The sequence below is a fragment of the Vreelandella venusta genome, assembly GCF_044809155.1.
Lineage (GTDB): Bacteria > Pseudomonadota > Gammaproteobacteria > Pseudomonadales > Halomonadaceae > Vreelandella > Vreelandella venusta_B.
Window position 1 is genome coordinate 3,195,142 of record NZ_CP085241.1, and the last position, 25,323, is coordinate 3,220,464.

The 25,323-nt window shown below is 55.7% G+C and carries 24 protein-coding genes; 11 read left to right on the plus strand and 13 right to left on the minus strand.

Annotated elements, in window-relative coordinates; genetic code table 11:
- Positions 1–26 precede the first annotated feature (26 nt).
- Positions 27–590, plus strand: coding sequence for an RNA polymerase sigma factor (locus tag LG301_RS14845; RefSeq protein WP_404471929.1), 564 nt, complete (start codon positions 27–29; stop codon positions 588–590).
- Positions 569–1,279: an anti-sigma factor domain-containing protein gene (locus tag LG301_RS14850; protein WP_404471930.1), complete on the plus strand. Its 711-nt coding sequence runs from the start codon at positions 569–571 to the stop codon at positions 1,277–1,279. Before LG301_RS14845 ends, LG301_RS14850 begins: the two co-directional genes overlap by 22 nt.
- Here LG301_RS14850 and LG301_RS14855 read toward each other — a convergent pair.
- Entirely contained in the window at positions 1,269–2,708 is a 1,440-nt protein-coding gene (locus LG301_RS14855; RefSeq protein WP_404475287.1) for a PLP-dependent aminotransferase family protein, read from the minus strand. The genes LG301_RS14850 and LG301_RS14855 overlap by 11 nt on opposite strands.
- Positions 2,709–2,874: 166 nt before the next feature.
- Between LG301_RS14855 and LG301_RS14860 the strand changes: the two genes are divergently transcribed.
- Positions 2,875–3,087, plus strand: coding sequence for a DUF1127 domain-containing protein (locus tag LG301_RS14860; protein WP_404471931.1), 213 nt, complete (start codon positions 2,875–2,877; stop codon positions 3,085–3,087).
- Positions 3,088–3,109: 22 nt separating this feature from the next.
- Here LG301_RS14860 and LG301_RS14865 read toward each other — a convergent pair whose 3' ends face one another.
- The 3 genes from LG301_RS14865 to LG301_RS14875 all read right to left on the minus strand — a co-directional run bounded on the left by LG301_RS14865 (position 3,110) and on the right by LG301_RS14875 (position 6,746).
- Complete coding sequence (locus LG301_RS14865; protein WP_404471932.1) at positions 3,110–3,730, minus strand: TetR/AcrR family transcriptional regulator; 621 nt, start codon at positions 3,728–3,730, stop codon at positions 3,110–3,112.
- A gap of 114 nt (positions 3,731–3,844) precedes the next feature.
- Positions 3,845–5,341, minus strand: a complete 1,497-nt coding sequence (locus LG301_RS14870) for a CoA-acylating methylmalonate-semialdehyde dehydrogenase (RefSeq protein ID WP_404471933.1) — start codon at positions 5,339–5,341, stop codon at positions 3,845–3,847.
- A 22-nt stretch (positions 5,342–5,363) separates the two neighbouring features.
- Entirely contained in the window at positions 5,364–6,746 is a 1,383-nt protein-coding gene (locus tag LG301_RS14875; protein ID WP_404471934.1) for an aspartate aminotransferase family protein, read from the minus strand.
- A gap of 307 nt (positions 6,747–7,053) precedes the next feature.
- On the opposite strand from LG301_RS14875, the gene LG301_RS14880 reads away from it, so the two are divergent.
- Genes LG301_RS14880 through LG301_RS14900 form a run of 5 tightly spaced genes read left to right on the plus strand, consistent with a single transcriptional unit; the run spans position 7,054 to position 12,367 of the window.
- On the plus strand, positions 7,054–7,296 hold the full coding sequence (locus tag LG301_RS14880) for a hypothetical protein (RefSeq protein WP_404471935.1): 243 nt from the start codon (positions 7,054–7,056) through the stop codon (positions 7,294–7,296).
- A gap of 15 nt (positions 7,297–7,311) precedes the next feature.
- Positions 7,312–8,832, plus strand: a complete 1,521-nt coding sequence (locus LG301_RS14885) for a sodium:solute symporter family protein (protein ID WP_404471936.1) — start codon at positions 7,312–7,314, stop codon at positions 8,830–8,832.
- 14 nt (positions 8,833–8,846) lie between these two features.
- Positions 8,847–9,677 (plus strand): FadR/GntR family transcriptional regulator, encoded by an 831-nt coding sequence (locus LG301_RS14890; RefSeq protein ID WP_404471937.1) that lies wholly within the window; start codon positions 8,847–8,849, stop codon positions 9,675–9,677.
- 18 nt (positions 9,678–9,695) lie between these two features.
- Positions 9,696–10,967, plus strand: a complete 1,272-nt coding sequence (locus LG301_RS14895) for a Zn-dependent hydrolase (protein ID WP_404471938.1) — start codon at positions 9,696–9,698, stop codon at positions 10,965–10,967.
- 2 nt (positions 10,968–10,969) lie between these two features.
- Positions 10,970–12,367 (plus strand): amidase, encoded by a 1,398-nt coding sequence (locus LG301_RS14900; RefSeq protein ID WP_404471939.1) that lies wholly within the window; start codon positions 10,970–10,972, stop codon positions 12,365–12,367.
- Between the two features lie 81 nt (positions 12,368–12,448).
- Here the strand turns inward: LG301_RS14900 and frdD are convergent, their stop codons facing one another.
- Genes frdD through frdA form a run of 4 tightly spaced genes read right to left on the minus strand, consistent with a single transcriptional unit; the run spans position 12,449 to position 15,808 of the window.
- Positions 12,449–12,859, minus strand: a complete 411-nt coding sequence (frdD, locus tag LG301_RS14905) for a fumarate reductase subunit FrdD (RefSeq protein ID WP_404471940.1) — start codon at positions 12,857–12,859, stop codon at positions 12,449–12,451.
- A gap of 1 nt (position 12,860) precedes the next feature.
- The gene (locus LG301_RS14910; protein WP_404471941.1) at positions 12,861–13,256 is read right to left on the minus strand and encodes a fumarate reductase subunit C; all 396 of its coding nucleotides are present in this window, start codon (positions 13,254–13,256) and stop codon (positions 12,861–12,863) included.
- Positions 13,257–13,271: 15 nt separating this feature from the next.
- Entirely contained in the window at positions 13,272–14,024 is a 753-nt protein-coding gene (locus LG301_RS14915) for a succinate dehydrogenase/fumarate reductase iron-sulfur subunit (protein ID WP_404471942.1), read from the minus strand.
- Positions 14,021–15,808 (minus strand): fumarate reductase (quinol) flavoprotein subunit, encoded by a 1,788-nt coding sequence (frdA, locus tag LG301_RS14920; protein WP_404471943.1) that lies wholly within the window; start codon positions 15,806–15,808, stop codon positions 14,021–14,023. The genes LG301_RS14915 and frdA overlap by 4 nt, the downstream gene beginning before the upstream one ends.
- Positions 15,809–16,236: 428 nt before the next feature.
- Here frdA and LG301_RS14925 point away from each other — a divergent pair, with 428 nt between their 5' ends.
- Both LG301_RS14925 and menA read left to right on the plus strand, forming a co-directional pair.
- Positions 16,237–17,706 carry an anion permease gene (locus LG301_RS14925; RefSeq protein ID WP_404471944.1) on the plus strand — a complete coding sequence of 490 codons (1,470 nt, stop codon included), beginning with the start codon at positions 16,237–16,239 and terminating at the stop codon, positions 17,704–17,706.
- A 93-nt stretch (positions 17,707–17,799) separates the two neighbouring features.
- Entirely contained in the window at positions 17,800–18,726 is a 927-nt protein-coding gene (gene menA, locus LG301_RS14930; protein WP_404471945.1) for a 1,4-dihydroxy-2-naphthoate octaprenyltransferase, read from the plus strand.
- Positions 18,727–18,784: 58 nt separating this feature from the next.
- Here the strand turns inward: menA and LG301_RS14935 are convergent, their stop codons facing one another.
- Positions 18,785–19,087, minus strand: coding sequence for an antibiotic biosynthesis monooxygenase (locus LG301_RS14935; RefSeq protein ID WP_120386264.1), 303 nt, complete (start codon positions 19,085–19,087; stop codon positions 18,785–18,787).
- A 112-nt stretch (positions 19,088–19,199) separates the two neighbouring features.
- Between LG301_RS14935 and LG301_RS14940 the strand changes: the two genes are divergently transcribed.
- Positions 19,200–20,780, plus strand: a complete 1,581-nt coding sequence (locus tag LG301_RS14940; protein ID WP_404471946.1) for a deoxyribodipyrimidine photo-lyase/cryptochrome family protein — start codon at positions 19,200–19,202, stop codon at positions 20,778–20,780.
- Positions 20,781–20,962: 182 nt separating this feature from the next.
- Here the strand turns inward: LG301_RS14940 and LG301_RS14945 are convergent, their stop codons facing one another.
- The 4 genes from LG301_RS14945 to LG301_RS14960 all read right to left on the minus strand — a co-directional run bounded on the left by LG301_RS14945 (position 20,963) and on the right by LG301_RS14960 (position 25,206).
- Positions 20,963–21,481, minus strand: coding sequence for a hypothetical protein (locus LG301_RS14945; protein WP_404471947.1), 519 nt, complete (start codon positions 21,479–21,481; stop codon positions 20,963–20,965).
- Positions 21,482–21,574: 93 nt separating this feature from the next.
- Entirely contained in the window at positions 21,575–22,261 is a 687-nt protein-coding gene (locus LG301_RS14950) for a Shedu anti-phage system protein SduA domain-containing protein (RefSeq protein ID WP_404471948.1), read from the minus strand.
- 210 nt (positions 22,262–22,471) lie between these two features.
- Positions 22,472–23,743, minus strand: coding sequence for a 4-aminobutyrate--2-oxoglutarate transaminase (gabT, locus tag LG301_RS14955; RefSeq protein ID WP_404475289.1), 1,272 nt, complete (start codon positions 23,741–23,743; stop codon positions 22,472–22,474).
- An 11-nt stretch (positions 23,744–23,754) separates the two neighbouring features.
- Complete coding sequence (locus tag LG301_RS14960) at positions 23,755–25,206, minus strand: NAD-dependent succinate-semialdehyde dehydrogenase (protein WP_404471949.1); 1,452 nt, start codon at positions 25,204–25,206, stop codon at positions 23,755–23,757.
- Positions 25,207–25,323: the final 117 nt, after the last annotated feature.

The window sequence follows — 25,323 nt, forward strand, 5'->3', positions numbered from 1 at the left end:
CCGCTTTAACGCGCAGAGATGCCTGAATGACCGATCCCACACAACAACAGCAGTATCTTATTGAACAACTCAATAGCTGTGCCCAAGGTGATAGGCGAGCTTTTGAGCGTCTCTATCGTGCCTCCTGTGCGCATCTATATGCCCAGTTGCTGCGTATAGTAAGAGATGACGGGGCTGCACAAGACTGCCTTCAGCATGTGTTTATAAGAGTCTGGCACGTTGCTGACCAGTATGACGCCACGAAGGCTAAACCCATGACCTGGCTATCTACACTGGCCAGAAATATCGGCATTGATTGGATACGGCGCCAAAAGCCACAAGACTCAACAGCAGATGAACCGCTATTAGAGGCGCTGCTCAGTAATGACGACCCTGAGGACGACAGTATTAACGACCAACAGCATGGCAAACTGCAAACCTGTTTAAATACGCTCAGCAGCCATCAACGACAGCTAATGGAAATGGCCTTTTTCCAGGGGCTGACACACAGTGAACTCGCCCACACGCTTACCCAGCCGCTGGGGAGCGTGAAAAGCTTGATTCGACGCGGACTTGAGAGGTTAAAGGCATGCCTGACCAGTGGGATTTAGCCAGCCCTGAGGAGCGTCATCTTGCGGCTGGAGAGTATGTGTTAGGAGTACTTGATAGCGAACAAAAAGTGCGCTTTGAAGCTCTTCTGGCCGTCAGCCATGATCTGCAAAATGATGTCGATGCTTGGCGAGAGCACCTACAAATACTGAACGAGCAGCTTGAGCCTAAGACACCGCCCAAAAAGGTTTGGCAAGGTGTCAAACAAGCAACGGGAACGTTTGCCCTTCCCTGGTGGCAACGTTTGGGTACTTGGCAAGCCATGACTGCCAGTTTCGGTGCCGTAGCGTTGGTATTGGGCCTTCTTTGGCAGCAAGCAGAGCTCACCACGCTTCCTTCTGGCGAGGCCGTCTTTGTCGTGCAGGATGAATCACGCACACCCAGTTGGATTATCAGCGCAACTGATCAAGGGGAGTTAATCGTGCAGACGATTCAGCCTTCGCAAGTCGGCCAGAATCAAACGGGGGAACTATGGCTAATCGCAGATGGCACGCCTGTTTCGCTGGGCTTACTGCCATCAGAAGGTAGCCGGCGTTTACTGCCTAGCGATGCGTTACGTAACCTATTATTCAATGCAGACTTAGCCGTTAGCGTTGAGCCTCAAGGCGGCGCACCAGCAGGACAGCCGACTGGCCCTATTATCGACCATGGCCGCCTGACGCCGGTAAAAGGCAGCACGTTCAACTTGTAGAACAGGCCAATTGTGTTTGCTCCACCATCTCCTTAGCAAGCAACCCCACCCGGCGCACCGCTTCTTCCATCGCGGGCGTTAAGGTAAATGCGTAGTTCAACCGCAAGCACTGACGAAATTTACCCGAGGCCGAGAACAGCGACCCCGGCGCGACATGGATGGCGTGCTGCGCTAAGCGCTCGTTAAGGCGCACGCAGTCGACATCCGCAGGTAGCTCTACCCAGAGTAAAAAGCCCCCTTGCGGATAGCTAATGCCAGACCCTTTCGGAAAGTAGCGCTGTACCCAACTAATCATCACATCCCGCTGGCGCTGATACTGGCGGGAAACAGCGCGTAGATGACGCTCAAAATGGCCCTTGGCGACAAACTCCGCCACGGCCAATTGCGGCAGCGTGGCGGAAGCGCCGGTGGAGACGTACTTCATATGCAGCGCCTTTTCCCGGTAGCAGCCAGGGGCCAGCCAGCCCACGCGCAGGCCCGGCCCTAGGGTTTTCGAGAAACCGCTGCACAGCAGCACGCGCCCACCGGTATCAAAGGATTTTATCGTCAGTGGCCTGGGCTGGGTGTAGGCCAAATCCCCATAAATATCATCTTCAATAATGGCTACATCAAACCGTTGGGCAAGCTGATAGAGCGCTCGTTTGCGCGCTTCCGGCATGGTATAGCCCAAGGGGTTGTTATAGGTGGGCGTTACCTGAATGGCGCGAATAGGCCACTGCTCTAGCGCCAGCTCTAACGCTTCCAGGCTGATGCCGGTTTGCGGGTCGGTGGGAATCTCCAGCGCCTTTAAACCGTTGGCTTTCAGAATCTGCATGGTGCCGTAGAAGCTGGGCGAATCCACCGCCACCACATCGCCAGGCTGGGTGAGCGTGCGCAGCGCAATGGAGAGCGCCTCCTGGCAGCCGGTGGTAATCAGCACATCATCCGGATGCAGCAAGCAGCCAGACGCCACCGCCAAGCGCGCCACCTGTTGGCGCAGTTCAGGGCTGCCGCTGAGTTTGTCGTAATTGAAACCGTGAAGATCGTTACTACGGTGCAGCCCGGCGAGGATTTTCGACAACGGCTTTAACGATGCCACCTCAAGGTTGGGCACGCCGCGCCCCAGCAACAGCCGTTTATCGTCTCGTTGGGTAGCCACCAGCTCTAAGACTTGGTCCCACTGGGAGACATCCAGCGGGCACTGGGCTGGTCGCGAGATAGAAGGCAAAACGGAGGGTATACGGCAAGGCAGCACGAAGTAGCCTGACTTTGGCCGAGACTCAATCAGCGCGGCGTCCATGAGCTGGCGGTACGCTTCTTGCGCCGTTGAGATACTGACGTTCAGCTCTTGGCAGACCGCGCGAATGGAGGGTAGTCGGTCGCCCACGCGATAAATCCCGTGCTCTATCCGCTCCCGCAACGTTGCCGCCACCTCTTCATAACGCGTCATCACACCCACCCCGCTCGGTTCATCCGCCATACAGAAGGCCTACCGCTTCGCCATACAGAGGTATAACACGCCCCATCTGTATCGTAAAAATAAAAAAACCTATATCTGTATTGCGTCCAGCAGGCTGCGTAACCTAAACAGGCACCCCACCGTTCGGAGAGCCGCCATGCCACGCTTCAGTCTCACTCAGCTTCGTTACCAGTTTAGCCACTACCAGCAGCGCCGCCGCAGCCGTCGCCAGCTGCTCACGCTCGATGACCACTTGCTGAAAGATATCGGCATCACCCGTGAACAGGCCTGCCAGGAGGGAAAAAAGACGTTTTGGAAACCAATGCAACAGAATAAGAGTGCAGCGACAACCACGCAGGGCCGCGATTAAGTGCTTAGGATATTAGCGCCCACTAAGCCGTCAGCCCAATGCCTCGCAAAATCACCGAGGTCACCGACTGCACGGCTTTTTCAAACTGTAGATCATTCAGTGGCTTGTCGTCGTTCAGCAACGCAATTTGGTAGTCAAAGTCGGCGTAGTGCTGGGTGGAGGCCCAGATCATATAGAGCAGGTAAGATGGCTCAACGGGAGTAATCTGCCCTGAATCGATCCATTCGCGGATTTTCGACTCTTTCAGCTTGGCCCATTCATAAAGATTATCGCGCAGGCGCTCTTTAAGAATCGGTGCGCCCTGCATGACTTCCGCTGCCCAGATTTTGGAGCCGTGGGCACGGTAGCGGGAGTGATTCATCTTGGCGCGAATGTAGGTGGAAAGTACCACTCGGGGGTCGTCATACAGCTCAAAGCAGAGCGCGTCTTGCTTCCACACTTCTAACAGCGCCAGCAGTACTTCTTGGTAAAGCGCTTTTTTGGTCGAGAAGTAGTAGTGCACATTGGACTTCGGCAGGTCGGCTAACTGGGCAATCTCCCCCATGGAGGCACCGGCATAGCCCTTCTCGGCGAACAGCTGCTCCGCCGCTTCTAGAATCTTTTTGACGTTGGTTTGCCGAATTTCGTCCTGTGTTCTCGCCACGCTGCTATCCCTTTACGACCCTAACGGCTAAAAATGACACACAAAAAAATGCACCACCGCCCAGCAATAGTGCAAGCGGTGGTGCAGAGAAGATGGCGCAGTTAGCGCACGGCGTCAACGCTGGTTAGTAGGAAACGAGAACTCCGCCCGTGTGGCTTCACTCACCGAAGGCCAGCGCTGGGAGACCGCTTTTCGGCGAGTATAGAAGCGTACCGAGTCTGGCCCGTAGGCGTGAAGGTCGCCAAACAGCGAGCGTTTCCAGCCGCCAAAGCTGTGATACGCCACCGGCACGGGCAATGGAACGTTCACCCCCACCATGCCGACTTCAATACCGTCGGTAAACCGGCGGGCGGCTTCGCCATCGCGGGTAAACAGGCAGGTGCCATTGCCGTATTCGTGGTCGTTAATCAGCTGCATGGCATCGTCCAGGCTGCCGACCCGCACCACGCAGAGTACCGGCCCGAAGATCTCTTCCTGGTAAATGCGCATTTCAGCGGTGACGTTATCGAACAGGCAGCCACCGACAAAGTAGCCCTCTTCATGACCGGCCACTTTCAGGCTGCGGCCGTCGGCGACCAGCGTTGCGCCCGCCTTCACACCGTCCTCGATGAAGCCGAGCACTTTATCGCGATGCTCTGCGGTGACCAGTGGCCCCATATCCAGGCCTTTATCGGTGCCAGGCCCCACCTTGAGCGCAGCAATTTTAGGCAGCATTGTTTCAACGAGACGGTCGGCGGTTTCATCACCCACGCAGACCGCTACCGAGATCGCCATGCAGCGCTCGCCGCAGCTACCGTAGGCAGCGCCCATTAGCGTATTGGCGGCGTTCTCCAGGTCGGCGTCCGGCAACACCACCGCATGGTTCTTCGCCCCGCCCAACGCCTGAACGCGCTTACCCGCAGCGGAACCGCGCGAGTAAATCGCTTCGGCTACTGGCGTGGAACCCACAAACGAAATGGCTTTAACGGCCTTGGCATCCAACAACGTTTCCACTGATTGGCGACCGCCGTGGATAACATTCATTACGCCTTTAGGTAGCCCCGCTTCTTGTAGCAGCTCCGCCACCGCCATGGCCGCCGATGGGTCTTTTTCCGACGGTTTGAGGATAAAAGTATTACCGCAGGCAATCGCCATGGGGTACATCCACAGCGGCACCATGGCGGGAAAGTTAAACGGGGTAATGCCCGCCACCACGCCTAGCGGCTGGAAGTTCGACCACGCATCAATGCCCGGCCCCACGTTGTGGGAGTACTCACCTTTTAACAGCTCCGGCACGCCGCAGGCGTACTCAACGTTCTCGATGCCGCGCTTAAGCTCGCCCATAGCATCTTCAATTGTTTTGCCATGCTCTTCGCTAACCAGCTGCACCAAGCGGTCGGCGTGTTCTTCCAGCAACTGCTTAAAGCGGTACATCACTTGGGCACGCTTGGCGGGCGGCGTATCGCGCCAGGCGGGGAACGCAGCCTGAGCGGACGCAATGGCTCGCTCTACGTCAGCGGCATCTGCGTCAGCGACTTGGCGAATCACTTGCCCCGTTGAGGGATTGGTGACCTCCAGCGTGCGCTTACTCTCAACTAACTCGCCGTTAATCAGGTGGGAAACCGTGCTCATATTTTTTACGCTCCGTAATGATTTATGCCAGCGAATCCAGGGTGGTCGCAACCGCATCGAACAGCCGTTCAAGCTCGGCTTCGGTGGTGCCAAAGGGAGGGCCAAACTGCAGCGTGTCGCCGCCGTAGCGCACGTAGAAGCCCGCTTCCCAGAGCGCCATATGCGCATCACGGGGGCGAACCGTAGGGTCGCCGTTACGCGGCGCTAGCTGAAGGGCACCGGCCAAACCGTAGTTGCGAATATCGACAATATGGTTGTGGCCTTTTAGGGCGTGCAGCTTCTGCTCGAATATGGGGGCGATGGCATTCACCTGAGCGGGGAAGTTTTCACGCTCCATCATCTCCAGCGCCGCCAGCCCCGCCGCGCAGGCCACGGGGTGGGCGCTATAGGTGTAGCCGTGGGGGAACTCAATGGCGTGCTGGGGGCCGCCCGCGTGCATAAAGGTGTCGAAAATCTCACCAGAGGCGATCACTGCGCCCATGGGGATTGCGCCGTTGGTGATCTGCTTGGCCACGTTCATGATATCCGGCGTCACGCCAAAGGCTTCAGCACCGGTGGTTGCGCCGCTGCGGCCAAAGGCGGTAATCACCTCGTCGAAAATCAGCAGAATATCGTGGGCGGTGCAGATCTCGCGCAGCCGATCCAGATAGCCTTTTGGTGGCACGATAACCCCCGCCGATCCCGACATCGGCTCCACAATCACCGCCGCAATGGTAGAGGCATCGTGTAGCGCAATTTGATCCAGCAGCGCATCGGCCAGCTCGGCGCCGGTGTCGGCTTGGCCGCGGGTGAAGGCGTGGCCCGCCTGAAGGGTGTGGGGCAGGTGGGTGACGTCCATCAGCTGGCCGTAGTGTTTACGGTTGCCGCCAATGCCGCCAAGGCTAGTGCCGCCAATATTCACCCCGTGGTAGCCCTTAGCGCGGCCGATCATGCGGGTTTTTTCCGGTTTACCTTTTAGCCGCCAGTAGGCCTTGGCCATCTTGACAGAGGTATCTGCGGCTTCTGAACCGGAATTGGTGAAAAACACGTGATCTAGCCCGGCGGGCGTTAAGCTGGCAATCTTTTCCGCCAGTTTGAACGCCAGCGGGTGGGCAATCTGGAAGCCGGGGGCAAAATCCAGCGTGCCGAGCTGCGCCGCTACGGCTTTTTGAATCTCTTCACGGTTGTGTCCCGCCCCACAGGTCCACAGGCCTGAGAGCGAATCGAACAGTTTACGCCCTTGGTCATCGATGTAATAACGCCCCTCCGCCCCGGCGATCATGCGCGGGTTCGCACGGAAATCACGGTTCGCGCTAAACGGCATCCAGAAGTGCTGGTTCAACGCAGACGTTGCCCCCTGCTCGTCGGTGGGGGTCGGGTGGGCAGTGGTTGTATTTTTTACGTCAAACTTTTTTACATCAAACATAGTGGCCAAGCTCCATCGCTAAAACGCATAGCAACAGCATGCGCCACCCACTACGTTTATAAAATTATGCTTTTCTTGAGCTCACGTTAGGAAATTTAGACGTAACAGAGCGGCAAATGACAGCGAACAACCTTGACGTAGCGATTCAAAGCGCCTAATTCTTATATTTATACGAATAAATACAACAAACCAGTGGAATACGCCTAAGTAGTACTTGCACAGACAATGCGCCTAACAGCGCTATTGTTACCTGCATGCACTACTAATACTGCTCACAATTTCAATATAAACAAAGGGCTAACTTGCTATGAAATACTTAACACCCTTAAAGCTGTCTATTTATGGCGGCATGCTCTTCAGCTTTTTCATGCTGGAAAGTCCCATGATTATGCTAGCCAATCGCATAGAGCCCATGGTGCTGGGGCTCCCCTTTCTGCTGGTGTGGAACTTGTTCTGGTGGTTTGCATTAACGGCGCTGTTTTTGGTGGCTTATTTCACCAACTGGGGCAGCCCCGAGCCATCAACTGTTCACGCAACTAAACAGCTGTAACAAAAGGGGTTAACTATGACCGGTAGCTTATTAATTATTGCGGCTTTTATGATTATCCCCTTGATAGTGGGGGTTTTATCGGCACGTCAATCGCAAGAAACCAGCGAGGACTTTTTTGTCCAAGGCCGTGCCATGGGAAGCATCGCGGTCTTCTTCACCGTCGCTGCAACCTGGTGGAGCGCGTTTGCGTTCCTTGGCTCTAATGCCACGTTTTATACCAACGGTCCGGTATTTTTGACGGCGTTAGCCTGGAATCTCCTGTTTGGGTTTATGTATTACTGGATAGGCAAACGGGTGTGGTTTTTGGGCAAACGTTTCAATTACTTAACACCTTCAGATTTAATCGGAGATTTTTATAACAGCGAGGCACTGCGAATTACTGTTGCCGCTATCACGCTAATTTTCACCGTACCTTATTTGCAGATCCAGCTTACTGGCGGCGCTTATTTAATTGAGGTTGCATCAGGCGGGTTGATTCCTTTCTGGCTCGCTGCACTACTGTTTTACTTCATTATTATTATCTACGTATGGATTGGTGGTATCCGCGCCATCGCCTGGACCGACGTTATTTATGGCGCACTGCTATTCTTCGGCATGCTGTATGCCGGTTACTACATTTCCACTCAGGTAGGTGGCCCTGCAGCGCTATTTAGTCAGCTACAGCAAACCTCTCCTGACCATCTCACCATGCCTGGGCCTAACGGCACGATGGGCTACCCCATGTGGTTCTCGCTGTTTGCCATTACCGCTATTGGTGCCTTTATGGGTCCGCAAATTTGGCTACGTATGTACTCGGTTAAACACGGCAAGCTATTTAACTTGATGCCGTTTTTGTTGGGTTTGGCGGCCTTTGCCTATGTAGGTTCAGTGCTGTCTGGCTACTCAGGCGTGCTGCTTGAGCCCAATGTAGCAAATCCTGACCAAATTCTGCCCATTATGCTGATGGAGTATGCGCCTTACCTACTCGCATCACTGATCATGGCAGCGGGCGCGTCGGCCGCGATGTCTACCGCCAATTCGCAGATCCACGCGGTGTCTACCGTGGTGACGATGGATATCTACAAACGCTATATTGATCGTGACGCTAGCCAAGCGCGCATTGTGTATATCGGTCGTTTATCGCTGGTGGGCTTCTCATTAGCCGCTTATATCATGGCGCTTACCGTACCTGGCGTACTGGTCACGATTGGTATTGCAGCACTGGCGGGCACCGCACAGTTGGTCATTCCCACCATAGGTGCCATCACCTGGAAAAAAGCTCACCCCACCGCTGCACTGGCGGGGTTGTGGGCGGGCGTTGCCTGCGTACTCCTCATGACCTTTGGCCCGCTCAGCGCACCGTTTGGCTACCATGCGGGTATCTGGGGTTTATTACTGAATGCTGCGTTGTTTGTTGGGCTCAGCCACGCACTGCACCGTCGCGATACAGCGGTCGTAGAACGCTTTACCCAAGCACGTCATGACTATGATGCCGAGTACCACCCAGAGCGCTTACCCGCCTATACGCAAGAAATCACCAATAGCGCTAACCACTAATAAGGAGTGGGTTGATGACTCAAGCCCCTGTTTCAACCTCGCCGCGCAGACCCAAGCTTGCTGAGCTGATTAGCGACGACATTAAGCGCTGGATCGCCGCAGAGTCATTGGGGGAAGGCGACCGACTGCCCAATGAAAAAGCGCTGATGGAGCTTTACGGTAGCGCTAAGGGCACCGTGCGCGAAGCGCTCAAGATCTTAGAGGTTGAGGGGCTCATCACGTTAAAAACCGGGCCTAAAGGAGGCGCAGTCATTAATCAGCCCAGCATGGAGCCCGCCAGCCGAATGCTGCGTAACTTCCTGCACTTCCAGCAATTGGATGGCAAGCAGGTATACCAGTTACGCAAACTGCTGGAAGTAGAACTGGCGGCCTCCGTGGTGGGTAAGCTCAACGAGCAGGACTTCCAACAGTTGGAAGCCAATATGTCGGCCTGCGCCTGCTGTGCGAGTCATGAAGAGGATCACCGACACCAACGTTTTCTAGAGCTGGAGTTTCACCAGCTGCTGGCCCGCGCCTGCCCGAATCCATTGCTCGCGTTTATGTGCCAGTTCTTAAACGACATGCTGCGCGATTTGGTGGTGATCAAAAAAGCGTACGTCCCGGAGCGAAAGCAATTCGACCACGCCAATCAGGATTACCACCGACAGCTAGTGGATGCCTACCGCGCTGAAGATGCCCCACGTGTGCGACAGATCATGGCCGAGCACATGGCCGATGCTGAACATCACATGAGTGCACTGGAAGCAGAAATGGCGGTACAGATGCTGGTCAGCAACGACTCACCCAATAATCAGAATCACCGTTCCAAGCTGCACGACTTACTAACGGAAAACACATCCGTTTAACTTTGCGAGGAGAGTGAGATGAATACCTACGTTACCCCCATCAAAGAGTCCAACCTGCATACTGACAGCGACCGCCTTTGGGCGTCGCTCATGGAGATGGCAAAACTAGGTGCCACGCCGAAGGGCGGCGTGAACCGCCAGGCATTGACCGACTTAGAACGCCAAGGCCGCGATCTGTTTATTCAGTGGTGCCGTGCTGAAGGCTGTACGATTCGCATTGATAATATTGGCAATATTTTTGCCCGTCGGGAAGGCAGCGACCCCAGTGCCAAAACCGTCATGGCGGGCAGCCACTTAGATACCCAACCCACCGGCGGTAAATACGATGGCTGCTTCGGTGTCATGTCTGGGCTTGAAGTGATTCGCACCCTAAACCAGCACAACATCACCACACAATCGCCGATTGAAGTGGTCGCGTGGACCAACGAAGAAGGCTGCCGATTCCCACCCTGTATGATGGGCTCCGGGGTATTCGCCGGTGAGCTGGCGTTTGACGCCATGATGGCGCGCACCGACGCCGATGGTGTCACGGTCAGCGATGCCTTAGATGCTATTCACTATCGCGGTAGTGATGAGGTCTCCCCCAGCGAGATCAAAGCCTATTTTGAGCCACACATCGAGCAAGGCCCTATTCTCGAAGATACCGACACCACCATTGGAGTTGTCATCGGTGGGCTTGGGCAGAAGTGGTTCGATCTAACTCTCACAGGGCTTGAAGCCCATGCAGGCCCCACCCCAATGAATCTTCGTCGGGATGCCATGATGGGGGCAGCAGAAGTCACTCAAGCGCTCAACCGGATTGCCCATGAGCACCAACCCCACGGGCGCGGCACGGTAGGCTGTATGACGCTACACCCAGGTTCGCGCAATGTCATTCCCGGCCAAGTCAAAATGACCCTGGATATGCGCCACTGGGAACCCGACGCCCTAATCGCCATGGGCCAAGCGGTGACGACCGCCGTTGAAGACATTTGCCAACGTCACGGGTTGGAATACGAGCTCACCCCCACCGCAGATTTTGCGCCAGAGCATTTCAATCAAGCATGCGTGGATAGCGTGCGACAAGCCGCTGAAAAGCTGCAGCTGTCACACATGGATATCATCAGCGGAGCCGGGCACGATGCGATGTTTGTTGGCCGTGTCGCCCCCGCCGCCATGATCTTTATTCCCTGCAAAGATGGCATTAGCCATAACGAGATTGAAAGTGCCACCCCAGAGCACGTACACGCAGGCTGTAACGTCTTACTGCACGCCATGCTCAATGCGGCCGGTGTGAAAAGTGGGGAGTAACCATGGCGGATACCTTTGAAACCCTAACGGCAACCGATGCATTGGCACGTTTCAGCGAGGGCTCGCTCTCGCCGGAAACGCTGGTGGAAGACTGCTTAACGCGTATTGAGCGGGATAACCCCAAGGTGAATGCCTTCACCTGTATTAACGGGAAGGAGGCACGCCGTTTAGCGGCAGAATCCGCTCGACGCTGGCAAGCAGGCACCCCCTGCGGCCCGCTAGACGGGGTTCCAGTGACGATCAAAGATTTAACCCTAACCAAAGGCCTGCCTACACGGCTGGGTTCCACCACCACGGCTCCGGATGGCCCCTGGGAGATAGATGCGCCCATTAGCCGTCACCTACGCAATGCCGGGGCCATTGTGGTTGGCAAAACCACCTCGCCTGAATTTGGTTGGAAAGGCGTCACCGATAACCCGCTGCATGGCATTACCCGCAACCCATGGAATCCAGAGCTAACGCCGGGAGGGTCATCCGGCGGCGCGGGGGCTGCCGCGGCGCTTAACCTGGGCCTGCTTCATCAAGGCAGCGACGCGGGCGGCTCCATCCGTATTCCGTGCAGCTTTACCGGCACGTTTGGTATTAAACCTACTTTCGGCTGGGTGCCTCAATGGCCTGCCAGCGCCATGAGTACGCTGTCTCATCTAGGGCCCATGACACGCACTGCGGGAGATAGCGCCCTCATGCTCAGCGTCATGGCCCAGCCCGATGCTCGGGATGGTTATGCTGGAAACCCAACAGGGCCAGACTGGCTCACGCCGCCTCCGGCTAGCCTGCAGGGCTGGCGCATCGCGTTTAGCGCCAATCTTGGCTACGTAGAGGTAGCGCCAGATATTGCCCAGCGAGCCGAGGAAGCCATCGTTTATTTAGAAGCATTGGGTGCCACCGTAGAACGCATAGACCCAGGCTTTAGCGATCCGCTTAAAACGTTTAATACGCTCTGGTTTGCGGGAGCCACGCAGGCACTCGAAAAACTCAACGAACAGCAACAGGCAGCACTCGATCCTGGCTTTCTGGAGATTGCACGACGCGGGCAAGACGTATCGCTTTCCACCTACCTCGCCGCCCGGCGTGAGCGCAGCGAATTGACCGCCCACATGGCCGCCTTTCACGAACGCTATGATTTGCTAGTAACGCCTACGATGCCCATTGCGCCCTTTGCGGCGGGCCACAACGTACCACCGGGCAAGCACTATCGAGATTGGATGGATTGGACGCCGTTCAGCTATCCCTTCAACCTAACACAACAGCCCGCGGCTTCCCTTCCCTGCGGGCTAGACAACCAGGGGCTGCCGGTAGGTTTGCACTTAGTGGCGGGTAAATATCAAGACCTCAAGGTGCTGCATGCAGCCCAGTTACTTGAGCGCTATTTGCCGCCACTAGCACCACCTGACCGCTAAATTATTCAGCCGTTTTCACAAAAAGAAATATATTTATGCACTTGGCCTCGCTGTGTGAGTCGGATGAGGAGGAGAAGATATTCAACCCAACATGCCTGCCATTACCACTCCTAGCGCGACAATACTCAGCAGCGCGGCACTGCCGTACATCAGCTTTTTGTTGAGCGCGTCATTGCCCACGCTGATATCAAATAGCCCATGGCGCAGGCGGTGGGCGGCATGAAACAGCGGCAAGCAGACGACTGCCCCAACAAACAGAAGGCCTGTCACGCTAAACAGCAGCGATGAAGCGCGTTCATAGCTCAGTGCCTCAACGGGCAGCAGCCCAAGAGGTAGGAGAATGGCAATAAATATAATCACGGCAGGCAGAATAACCGCAAAGCAGACACCGCCTGCACTAAATAGCCCCCACCAGAGCGGCTCATCAAAGGCTTGTTTGTGCTGAGCATCCGGTTTGTTCATGCTGGGTCTATCCATGCTTGGCTTGCTCATCTTATGCACTCCCTAATAGCCAGATAAACAGCAACACCACTGCCACTACCCCAGCCCACTGCGCCGCAACAATGGCTTGATCAGGCAGCCTTCGCCCGGCGATGCGTAGCGGCATTACCCGTGGAAACAGCACAAAAAAGGTGGCGGCGTGAAACAGGCTAGCCACCAGCGCAAGCAGGTTCAGCGCTAGCACCACAGGGGATCTCATAAAGGCGATCCACCCCTGCCAGCTTTCCGCCCCCTGCAGCAGGGCAAGCATACCGGCCAGTAAACAGAGCGTGAAAAACACCAGCGGCAGTACCGTAGCTTCGCGCAGCATGTAGAGCTTAAAAAAACGGTGTTTGAGCCACCAGTTACGTTTCAGCGGCGGCAGGCGTTGCGATGATGATTTATCCATAACCTCTCTCCTCCCCTATCCTTTAAACAGCGCGATGAGCGTGTGCTTGGCCGCTTCCACCTTGCCCTGATTGACCGCGGCGGCGGGGTCAACGTTTTTTGGGCATACCTGGGAGCAGAAGCCGACAAAGGTGCAGCTCCACACCCCTTCGTGACGGTTAAGCTCGGCCATGCGCTGCTTCTTGCCGTGGTCGCGGCTGTCCAGGTTGTAACGGTGGGCCAAGGTTAGCGCCGCCGGGCCGAGGAACTCTTGGTTCAGCCCAAACTGCGGGCAAGCCGAGTAACAAAGGCCGCAGTTAATACAGTTGGCAAACTGCTTGTAGCGGGCGAGCTGCTCGGGGGACTGTCGATAGGTTTCCGGCGCGTTGGGATCAAACGCTTTCACCGGGTTGTCATCAATCAGGTAGGGCTTAACCGCGGCCAAATGCTCAAGGAAAATCGCCATGTCTACTACTAGATCCCGCTGCACGGGGAAGTGAGATAGCGGCTCGATGCGTATTTCACCTTCATAATCGCGCAGGAAGGTTTTACAGCCGAGCTTGGGAATGCCGTTCACCATCACCCCGCAGGAGCCACAAATCGCCATCCGACAAGACCAGCGATAGCTCAGCGTGCTATCAAGCTGCTCTTTAACATGGTTAAGGGCATCTAACAGCGAGGTGCTATCGTCCACCGGCAGCTCGTACTGCTGCCAATAAGGTTCAGCCGAGCTGTCCGGCAGGTAGCGTTTGACGCTGATCTGCTTGGTGCTGATCTGCTGGGTATTCATGCCTTTGCCCCCTTGCCCGCATCGCCATAGGCTCGCTCAGCCGGGGCGGAAAACCGTACATCGACGTCCTGCCAGCGTAGCTCGGCATGACCATCGCCTTGGTAGAACACTTGGCTATGCTTGAGGTAATTAACATCGTCGCGTTTTTGCATGCCTTCATCCAAGCGCTGATGGGCGCCGCGGGATTCACGGCGCTCAAGCGCGCCTAAACAAGAGGCTTCGGCAATATCCAGGCCACACTCCAGCTCAAGGCATTCCAGCAGCTCGGTATTGAAGATCTTGCTGGTATCGTTAACGCGCACCTTATTAAAGCGCGCCCGTAGCTGGCGCATGGTATCCAGCGAATGGCGCATGCCCTCTTCGGTGCGGTAAATACCACAGCCGCTCTCCATGGCCTGAACCATGGCGTGTTTGAGTTCTACCCAGTTCTCTGCACTTTCGGTTCCGTCGCAGAGCTGCCGCAGCTTGCCTTGCTGGCGGTCGCCCTGAGCTTCCAGCAGGGACATATCGGCCCATTCGGTGTGTGCTGCTCGCTGGCTGGCCTGCTCACCGGCCAAACGGCCAAACACTAATAGCTCGGTGAGTGAATTGGAGCCTAAGCGATTAGCACCGTGTAAACCGACTGAAGCGCACTCCCCAGCCGCGTAAAGCCCCGCAATAGAGGTTTCGCACTGAGGATTGGTCTCAATCCCGCCCATGGTGTAGTGAACCGCCGGGCGAATGGGGATCGGCTCTTTCACCGGGTCGACATTGATATAGGCTTTCGCCAGTTCGCAGATAAACGGCAGGCGCTCCAGGATGGTTTTTTCACCCAGGTGGCGCAGGTCGAGATAAACCACGTCGCTGTCGCCAAACTTGCCGGTGCGGCCTGCCTGCTGCTCCTGCCAAAACGCCTGGGAGAGCTTATCCCGAGGCCCCAGCTCCATGTATTTGTTTTCCGGCTTGCCCAGCGGGGTTTCTGGCCCAAGGCCGTAATCCTGCAAGTAACGATAGCCCTCTTTGTTGAGCAGAATACCGCCTTCGCCCCGACACGCTTCAGTAATCAAAATACCGGAGCCGGGCAGGCCCGTGGGGTGGTATTGCACAAACTCCATATCCCGCAGCGCCACACCGTGGCGGTAGGCCATGGCCATGCCGTCGCCGGTGACAATGCCCGCGTTGGTATTGAAGCGGAACAAGCGCCCCGCGCCACCAGTGGCCAAAACAACGGCCTTGGCACGCAGCAGCGTTAGTTCGCCAGTAGCAATCTGCAGGGCAATCACGCCAATCACCGCACCTTCGTGAACGGCCAGATCAAGCACAAAAAACTCATCGAAACGCTCGATTTCAGGGTATTTCAGCGAGGTCTGAAACAGGGTGTGGAGCATATGGAAGCCGGTTTTGTCGGCCGCGAACCAGGTGCGGGCGGTTTTCATTCCCCCAAAGCGGCGCACCTGCACTTGGCCATCGTCTTTGCGGCTCCAGGGGCAGCCCCAGCGCTCCATCTGCACCAGCTCTTGGTAAGCGTGGTGAACAAAGTAGTCGGCGACGCCCTGCTCCACCAGCCAGTCGCCACCTGAGACGGTGTCATCAAAGTGTGCTTGGTGTGAATCCTCCGCACTGGTCACCGCCGCAGCACCGCCTTCTGCAGCAACGGTGTGCGAGCGCATTGGGTAAACTTTAGACAGCAGCGCAATACGCTGGGAGGTGCCCTGGGCTGTGGCCTGCTCAGCCGCACCAATGGCAGCACGTAAGCCTGCGCCGCCACCTCCCACAATCACGATATCGAAATCTCGCTGCTGCATAACATTTCCTTCCGTTAGCCAAGCAAAACTACATTAAGAGTGACACGCTTGGGTAATGTCTTCTTTGCTTGAATTTACCATACCCACACGTTGTCCCTTACATAACTCTAAAGAGCTATTGACGCATATCAAAAAAGGCAGAAATAAGATTTATATCACTTTACCTTAGTGACACAACATCTACTCTAGAAACAGTTAACGATTAATCTCGAAAACTCAAGAAAACTTAAAAATAATATCTAAATTTCTGTTTTAAATGCTTTTAATAAAAATACTGAAAAACTAGTTACTATCAGCATGAAGCATTTGAGCTAGATAACTTAACTAATAAGGAAATTTTTTTAGCAATCCCTAATGAGCTACGTAACAGCGATGTTTTGGCTTGGTTTTACTATCAAAAAATATCTAGAATAGACAAGAGAGGCAGCATGAACAGTGTTATTCCCTCCACGCCTCGGTGGAAGCTATTCGCTCCGCTTATTATCGCCATTATTGTTGCGTTAATACCCACGCCTGATGGAGTCGCGCCCCATGCGTGGTACTTCTTCGCTATCTTTCTTGGCTGTGTGGTGGGCTTGATTCTTGAACCCTTGCCCGGTGCGGTCATTGGGCTGATAGGCGTTACCCTCATTGCGCTGCTCTCGCGCTGGGTACTGTTCTCCCCAGAGCAGCTGGCCGCTGACGGCTTTAACCCTGCTAACCAAGCGTTTTCCTGGGCGGTATCGGGCTTTACTAACTCCACCGTCTGGCTGATTTTCGGTGCCTTTATGTTTGCCTTGGGGTACGAAAAAACCGGCCTTGGCAGGCGTATTTCTCTCTGGTTGGTCAACGCTATGGGTAAGCGCACGCTGACGCTTGGCTATGCGGTAATGATCTCGGATACCATTCTTGCCCCCTTTACGCCCTCCAACACGGCGCGCAGTGCAGGCACTATTTATCCGGTGATTCGTAACCTGCCACCGCTATATGATTCGCTCCCCAACGACCCCAGCATGAAGCGTATGGGTAGCTTTCTGATGTGGACAGCGCTGGCTTCGACCTGCGTCACCAGCTCGCTATTTCTAACGGCGATGGCCCCCAATTTGTTAGCCGTTGCCTTAACCGAAAGCACAACCGGCATCCAAATCAATTGGGGGCAGTGGTTTATGGCCATTGCCCCGGTCGGCATTTTGCTGCTGTTATTAGTGCCGCTGCTCTGCTACTGGCTATGCGCCCCCGAGGTGAAAGCAGGCCATGAGATTTCAGACTGGGCCAGAGATGAGCTAAAGCAACTAGGCACGCTCACCCGCAACGAGATTCTCTTGGTCGTAATGGTCGTAACGGCCCTGCTGCTGTGGATTTTTGGCGGCGGCATTATTTCTGCCTCGCTGGTCGGGCTGGTGGTGATCTGCGCCATGCTGCTAACCGGCATTGTCACCTGGAACGATATTCTTAATAATCATGCCGCCTGGAATACCTTTGTATGGTTTGCCACCCTAGTGGCGCTAGCAGGCGGCCTCAGCCAAGTAGGCTTTGTGAGCTGGTTTGGGAGTGTGGTCGGCGGGCAGATAAGCCACCTTAACCCGATGATCGCCATGGTGGCGCTAGTGGTGCTGTTTTATGGCCTGCACTACTTCTTTGCGAGTATTACGGCGCACGTTACCGCCCTTTTGCCAGTTATTTTGGCAGCGGCTTCAGGCATCGCTGGCCTGGATATGCAGCTGTTTGTGCTGCTACTGCTGCCCACACTTGGCTTTATGGGCATCCTCACGCCCTACGGCACAGGACCAAGCCCGGTTTACTACGGCAGCGGCTACTTGCCTAGCGCGCTCTTCTGGCGTCTTGGGGCAATTTTCGGGTTCATCTTCCTGGTGGCCTGGTTAGTCATAGGCCTACCCTGGCTGCTGCTATTTACCTGATGACGGCTAACGATTGCCTAAAGAACCGCGTGTTACGCAGGCAACGTCACCCACAAAAAAGTACAGAGAAAAGAACACAGGAATACCGACGACATGGATCAGCTCGCTAAACATAACCCCTACCACGCCTGGGTGTTAGCCGCACGCCCCCGAACGCTGCCGCTGGCGTGTGCGTCTATTCTGTTGGGCAGTGGGCTTGCGGGGCACGCACAGGCGTTTAACCCTGTTGTGCTGGTACTTGCCTTACTCACCGCCATGGCGCTTCAGGTACTGTCTAATTTAGCCAACGACTATGGCGATGCCGCCTCAGGGGCTGACGACGAAAAACGTAGCGGCCCGGCAAGAGCGGTCTCATCGGGAATGCTGACGCCAACAGCAATGCGCGGTGGCATGGCCGTCACGGCAACCGTTGCCGCGGTATTGGGGCTGCTGTTACTGGTGGCGGCGTTTGGGAATCAGTGGGGGCAACTTCTCACCTTCATACTATTAGGCGCAGCTGCCCTAGTGGCCGCAGTGACTTACACCGTGGGGCTAGGCGGTGCTCCTTATGGCTACCGAGGGTTTGGAGATGTTTCGGTGTTTATGTTTTTCGGGCTGCTCGGGGTATTAGGCACCTACTACCTGCATACCCATCAGCTAAACTGGCTACCGTTTCTGCCTGCCGCCACCTGCGGGCTGTTGGCCACCGCCGTGCTCAATGTGAACAACGTGCGCGATATCGAAAGCGATGCACGCTGCGACAAGATCACCCTAGCGGTACGGCTAGGCCGCGAAGGCGCAATTAGGTATCACTGGGCGTTGCTGGGGCTGGCGCTGGCGCTCACGTTGGTTTACCTAGTAGCACTGCCGGTTCCTCTGCTGGGGTGGAGCTGCCTGCTGGTGGCCAAGCCGCTAACGGATGCTGCTAAAACATTACGCCATACGCGTGATGACAAGATTCTCACCAACATGCTGAAGAAAACAGCCGTTTCAACGCTGCTCTATAGCGTACTGCTCTCTATTGGTTTGGTGCTGTTTTAAAGCACCCAAAGCGGGGCAAGCGCCCCGCTAAAAACCGGCTTCGTTTAGCCATACTGCCTTACAGCACCACTTCATAACCTTCAAACTTAGGCGGGCCAAGGTAGATGCCTTCTGGCGCTTTGGCATTGGCGTGGGCTTTGCGGAAAGCCTCCGACTTCGTCCAGGCGCGGAAGGCCTCTTCGGATTCCCATACGCTGTGGGAGATAAACACGGTGTGGTCTTCTTGGCTTTCGCCCTGCAGCATTTGAAACTGCTTGAAGCCCGGCACTTCGTCCAGGTGGGAATCGCGGTTGCGCCATACCTCTAGAAAATCCTCTTCGCGGCCTGGGGCAATCCGAAAACGGTTCATAGCAATATACATAGTGGTTCTCCTGTGGGGCAGGTGTGACTCAGTTGGTTACGCAAACAATCGCTTGATGGTAACGTCATCACTGCATAACGAATAGATAAGTGACGAACAGGCGTTACGGCTAATGGCTCAGGCACCCCTTCAGGTCGTTTGGTTCAAACGCGATTTACGTATTCACGATCACGCACCGCTGGCCAACGCCGCTGCGGCGGGCCCTGTGCTGCCGCTATTTGCCATCGAGCCCGAGCAGTGGCAAGCGCCCGACAGCGCCCTTCGCCACTGGCAATTTGCCGCTGATTCACTGGTTGACCTTGCCCAAGCGCTCAACACGCTGGGCCTGCCGCTCTGCCTGTGGCAAGGCGATATGGTGGAATGCCTAGCCGCGCTCAAAGCCCACTACGGTGAACTGGTGCTGCACTCCCACCAAGAGACCGGTAACGCCTGGAGCTTTGAGCGCGACCAGCGCGTTCAAGCGTGGTGCCACGCCCACCAGGTGCCCTGGCAGGAGGCCCGCCAGCAGGGTGTGATTCGTGGGCTGAGCAGCCGCACGGGGCATCAATCCCGCTGGGAAAGCCACTGGGAAGCGTTGATGGCCGCCCCCACCTACCCCGCCCCGCCAACAGCGGTGGCCGCCACCGGTTGGGAAGCGTTTCATCACGTAGATGTGGCGCACCTGCCCTCGCTCACCTTGGGGTTCGATACCACGCCCTGCCCCCAACGCCAGCGCGGCGGGCGCAGTGAAGGGCGCGCGCTGTGGCTGAGCTTTATTACCCAGCGCGGGCGGCGCTATCGCGGCTCGCTCTCCAAACCGTTACTGGCCTGGGAGTTTGGATCGCGACTCTCCCCGCACTTGGCCTGGGGCACACTCTCCATGCGGGAAGTGGTGCAATCCCTGCGCCGCCAGCGGCAAAAGCACGCCGACGACACCGCTTGGACCCGCTCGCTGCGTGCCTTTACCTCGCGGCTCTATTGGCACTGCCACTTTATTCAGAAGCTGGAGAGCGAACCCAGCATCGAGCATCAAACGTTGCACCCGGCGCTGCGCGGCCTGCGGGAGCGCGACCCGGAACACCCGCACCTGATCGCCTGGAAGCGCGGCCAAACCGGCGTGCCGCTAGTGGATGCCTGCATGCGCAGCCTAACCGCCACCGGCTGGATCAACTTTCGCATGCGCGCCATGCTGCTCTCCCACGCCACCTTTGGCCTGGGGCTGCATTGGCATGAGCCTGCTCTGCACCTCGCACGGCTATTTACCGATTTTGAGCCCGGCATTCACTACCCTCAAGTGCAGATGCAAGCAGGCGCCACCGGCACCAACGCCATGCGGGTCTACAACCCCATCAAGCAAGCAGAAGATAACGACCCCACCGGTGAGTTCATCGCCCGCTGGGTGCCGGAACTATCGCCACTGCCGTTAGAGTGGCGCGCCAAACCCTGGACTTTGCCGGAAAGCCTGCAAAAACGCTTCGGCTTTCAGCCGGGTGTCGACTACCCCATCCCCAACGATTTCGAAGCCGAAGCGCGCTATTGGAAGAAGCTGCTGTATGAACTGCGCCACACGCCGGAAGCGAGGGATGCCAGCCAAGCGATTGTGGAGAAGCTCGCTAGTCAGCGGCGGCCACCTGCTCGGCATGGTAAAAAAGCAAAAGCCGATAATCGGCAGCAGCTTTCGTTGTTTGATGAGGGCGGGTTGGAGGATAGGTAGCGGTTGTGCTTTGCTAGAAGCTGTAGACGCATGGAGGAAAATCAAAACATAGCATCTGCTTGGTTATAAGAATTCTGTGATTTGACATTACGCTAAGTGGCGAACAGTGCCGGACCATTACTAACAAACAATTCTATAACCAGCACCCTTGCATGCCAAAATTTTACAACCCTCCTCCCCTTCTAAGCACCTTTTTGTATATTTTTTTCTACGTGCCTAAATACAGCTTCTCGCCATTGAGTTAAATATGGCAAACAACCAATAAGAGTTATGTCAGAACTACCATTTAAGTCTGCCAGCAGATCAGATAACGGATACTGAGCTGAGTCCCTGTGATGCAACACTTTATCTACCGTCTTTTGCGACCTATCATTTAGCTTTTCCAACCAAATATGCCATTCAGGCTCATGCTTCCAATAATTCGCAGCGCTATGAATTAGCTCTGCAACAGGTTCACCAACTGAGCTGCGAGGACCTAGCAAACGCGCATCACTCGGCTTAATATCAACATCCATAAGCGCATTAAACATGTAACGCTGCATAATACAAAAGCCTAAGCCAATCAAATACTCCCCCTTATCACAAAGACAACCAACATCCCATATACTGGCTTCTGAAATATTACGATTCACTTCCAAAAGAGAAGAGTCGATTGGCCCTAAAACCTCCTCTAAAAAAGAACACTCTGTATCAAATAACACTAAACAACCCCTCACCTTGAACAGTAAAATTAAAAAACAACAAGCTATAGATACATAAATCAAAGAAATAGGCGAATAATTATTTTACGACCTTTACATCCTAGAATTGGAATCAACAATTCTTTCACATGAAGAAAGGAAGGAATCATACGAACGAATACTCAAGGATTCACTAAAATTATTAACAGCAGATTTTAGCATTCGCTCTCTTTCAGTATTTGTCTCTGCAGCCCTGCCAACAATAAGAAATGAATTTGCTTTATCAAATCCCTTTAGCTTTAGAACTTCTCTCAACATGTGTTGCGAAGAATTGCAAAACTGCATATATATCAGCGACTGACAAAAGCCTTTATTTGCAACATCACTTAGCTTAACACTACCTCCTGCCATTGAAAAAAGCTTATGATTTGCACCTTTCAGCTCTACAATATACCAAGTTACGCCAAAAGAGTTCTTACCTCCCACCAAGAAATCAGGAATGAGACCTCGCATCTCACTTGAAACATGAGGCTTAATTTGCTGCTTAGGAATTACCCATGCAGCATGATGCCCTGTATTTTTCATATCTAAAACTGAAAGAAGAAGCTGAGGACGCTCTGTAATATATCTATCAATATCGGTTTCACCACTATTATTTTCAACAAGCTCCTTTAATCCTAAAAAGTCTTCTCGAGTAATTTTTGACTCACTCAAATAATATTCGTAAGGAGGCCACTCTTCAGGGTACGAGTCTGGAAACTGATCGCTTAACACCCCTTTTCTTATATTACTCAGGCGCAATTCAACACTCCTATTCTGCATTTCCCAGCACCTCTACGCTGGGAGATTACGTGTCTGTTTTTCTTCAAACTTAAAAGTTCTAGCTTAGCATAAGACGCTTAGAGAAAATGACAGTATAAGCTTCATTATTTCAACTCACAAAAAACCCGCCCACCGCCAACAGCTTACGCTACCTGACGATGGGCGGGCTTAGTGCCGCTTAGAAGGCTACTAACTCAACGCCTCCAACGACTCCTCAATAATACTCAGTCCCTCTTCCAACACCGCAGACGACACCGTCAGCGGTACCAGAATGCGGATGCTGTTGCCGTAGAAACCACACGAAAGCAGGATTAGACCTTTCTCACGGGCTTTGGCGCAGAGCGCGCCGGTCATTTGCGGGTCGGGCTTGCCGTCGCGGTTAAGCAGTTCGAACGCGGCCATGGCGCCGAGCTGGCGGCCGTGGGCGACGGCGGGGAAGCGCTCTTCCCAGACTGCGAAGCGTTCGGCCAGCATTTTGCCCATCTGCTCGCTGCGGGCCAGGATGTTCTCTTCTTCGATGGCCTCGATTACCGCCAGGGCCGCCGCGCAGGAGAGCGGGTTGCCGCTGTAGGTGCCGCCCAGGGAGTTGGGGCCGGAGGCGTCCATCACCTTGACGGTGCCGACCACCGCAGAAAGCGGCATGCCGTTGGCGAGGCTCTTGGCGGTGGTGAGAATGTCCGCTTCGATGCCGCTGTGTTCTAGGGCAAACAGCTTGCCGGTGCGGGCAAAGCCGGACTGCACCTCATCGGCGATCAGCAGAATGCCGTGCTCGTCGCACAGGGCACGCAGCGCTTTCAGGTAATCCGGGGAGGCGATGTAGAAGCCGCCTTCGCCCTGTACCGGCTCAATCACGATGGCCGCCGTGCGGTGCGGGGCGATATCGGTTTTGAACAGCGTGCGAATGGCGTTCAGCGAGGCTTCTTCGCTGATGCCGTGCAGCGGGTTGGGGAACGGTGCGCGGAACACGTCGCCCGGCATCGGGCCGAAGTCGTTCTTGTAGGGCAGCACCTTGCCGGTCATGGCCAGGGTCATCATGGTGCGGCCGTGGAAAGCGCCGTCGAAGGTGATGATGCCGGTGCGGCCAGTGGCGGCGCGGGCGATCTTCACGGCGTTTTCCAGCGCTTCGGCACCGGTGTTCACCAGCATCGCTTTGCGCTCGGGGCCGCGTACCGGGGTGAGTTCGCAGAGTTTTTGGCACAGCTGCACGTAGGGCGCGTAGGAAATCACCGCTGCGCTGGTGTGCATGACTTTCTTGAGCTGCGCTTCAACGGCGGCAACGATTTTCGGGTGGCGGTGGCCCAGGTTGAGCACGCCAATGCCGCCCGCGAAGTCGATCCAGCGTTTGCCGTCGGCGTCCCACAGTTCGGCGTTTTCAGCGCGCTCGGCAAACTGGGTGGTCGGCGTGGCGGCACCGTTGGCCACGAAGCGGTTTTTCAGGTCGTTCAATTCTTGGTTAGTCATCATCGTTCTCTTTACAGGCCGCCTACGCAGATGTACTTCAGTTCGGTAAATTCATCTAACCCGTGGTGGGAACCTTCGCGGCCCAGCCCGGACTCTTTCACGCCGCCAAACGGCGCAAGCTCGGTGGAGATCAGCCCTTCGTTCACGCCCACCATGCCGTACTCCAGCTGCTCCATGGTGCGCCAGATGCGGCGGTAATCCGTGGCGTAGAAGTAGGCGGCCAAGCCAAACGGGGTGTCGTTGGCCATGGCGATGGCTTCTTCATCGCGCTGGAAGCGGAACACCGGCGCGACCGGGCCAAACGTCTCTTCATCGGCCACGGCCATTTGAGTGGTCACATCCGCCAATACCGTGGGGGTAAAGAAGCGTTCACCCGCGGCATGGGGCTTGCCACCACACAGCAGCCGCGCACCTTTATTCACTGCGTCGTCGACGTGGCGCTGCACCTTCTCCACCGCCGCTTGGTTAATCAGCGGGCCAATGATGCTGCCGTCGGCCAGGCCGTCGCCTACCTTCAGTGCGTTCACGCGCTCGGTGAGCTTAGAGACGAAGGCATCGTAAACACCGTCCTGCACCAGGAAACGGTTGGTGCACACACAGGTTTGCCCGGCGTTGCGGAATTTTGAGGCAATCGCCCCTTCTACAGCGGCGTCGACATCAGCGTCATCAAACACGATAAACGGCGCGTTGCCGCCCAGCTCCATGGCGGTTTTCTTGACCGTGCTGGCGCACTGGGCGAGCAAGTGTTTGCCCACCGGGGTGGAACCGGTAAACGACACCTTGCGCACCCGAGGGTCGGTGGTGAGCACCTCGCCCACGGCGGCGGGTTTAGAGGCAGTAACCACGTTGATAGTGCCTGCGGGCAGGCCCGCTTCCAGCGCCAAGTAGGCAGCGGCCAACGCGGTCAGCGGCGTGGCTTCAGCAGGTTTGATCACCACGGTGCAGCCTGCGGCCAGGGCCGGAGCGCACTTGCGGGTAATCATCGCCAGCGGGAAGTTCCACGGGGTAATCGCGGCCACCACGCCTACCGGCTCGCGCAGTACCAGCAGGCGCTTGTCGGCACCGTGGCTGGGCAGGGTTTCCCCGGCCATGCGCTTGGCTTCTTCGGCGAAGAACTCAATAAATGAGGCGCCATAGGTCACTTCGCCTTTGGCTTCTGCCAGGGGCTTGCCCTGCTCTAACGTCATCAAGCGGGCAAGGTCGTCGGCATGCTCATTGATCAGCTCAAACCAGCGGCGCAGCAAAGCCGAGCGCTGTTTCACTGGTGTTGCTCGCCAGGCTGGCCCAGCGGCATACGCGGCGGCCACGGCGTCGCAGGCGTCATCAGCACCTAAATCGGCAACGCGGGCAATCGTCTCACCGGTAGCGGGGTTATCGACGGCATAGGTCTGCTGGCCCTTGCGCCACTCGTCACCCACCAGGGTGGGTACGGCATCGTGTAACCACTTTTCGATAAAGCTCATGACTTTCTCCTGGTTGACAATATGACCTGCACGCTAGCAGTAATGTGTCGGCAGGCGAATGCACCACTTTTCCGTTCAACCAGACCACTTTTCTGTTTTACTAGCGAAACGGGGAGC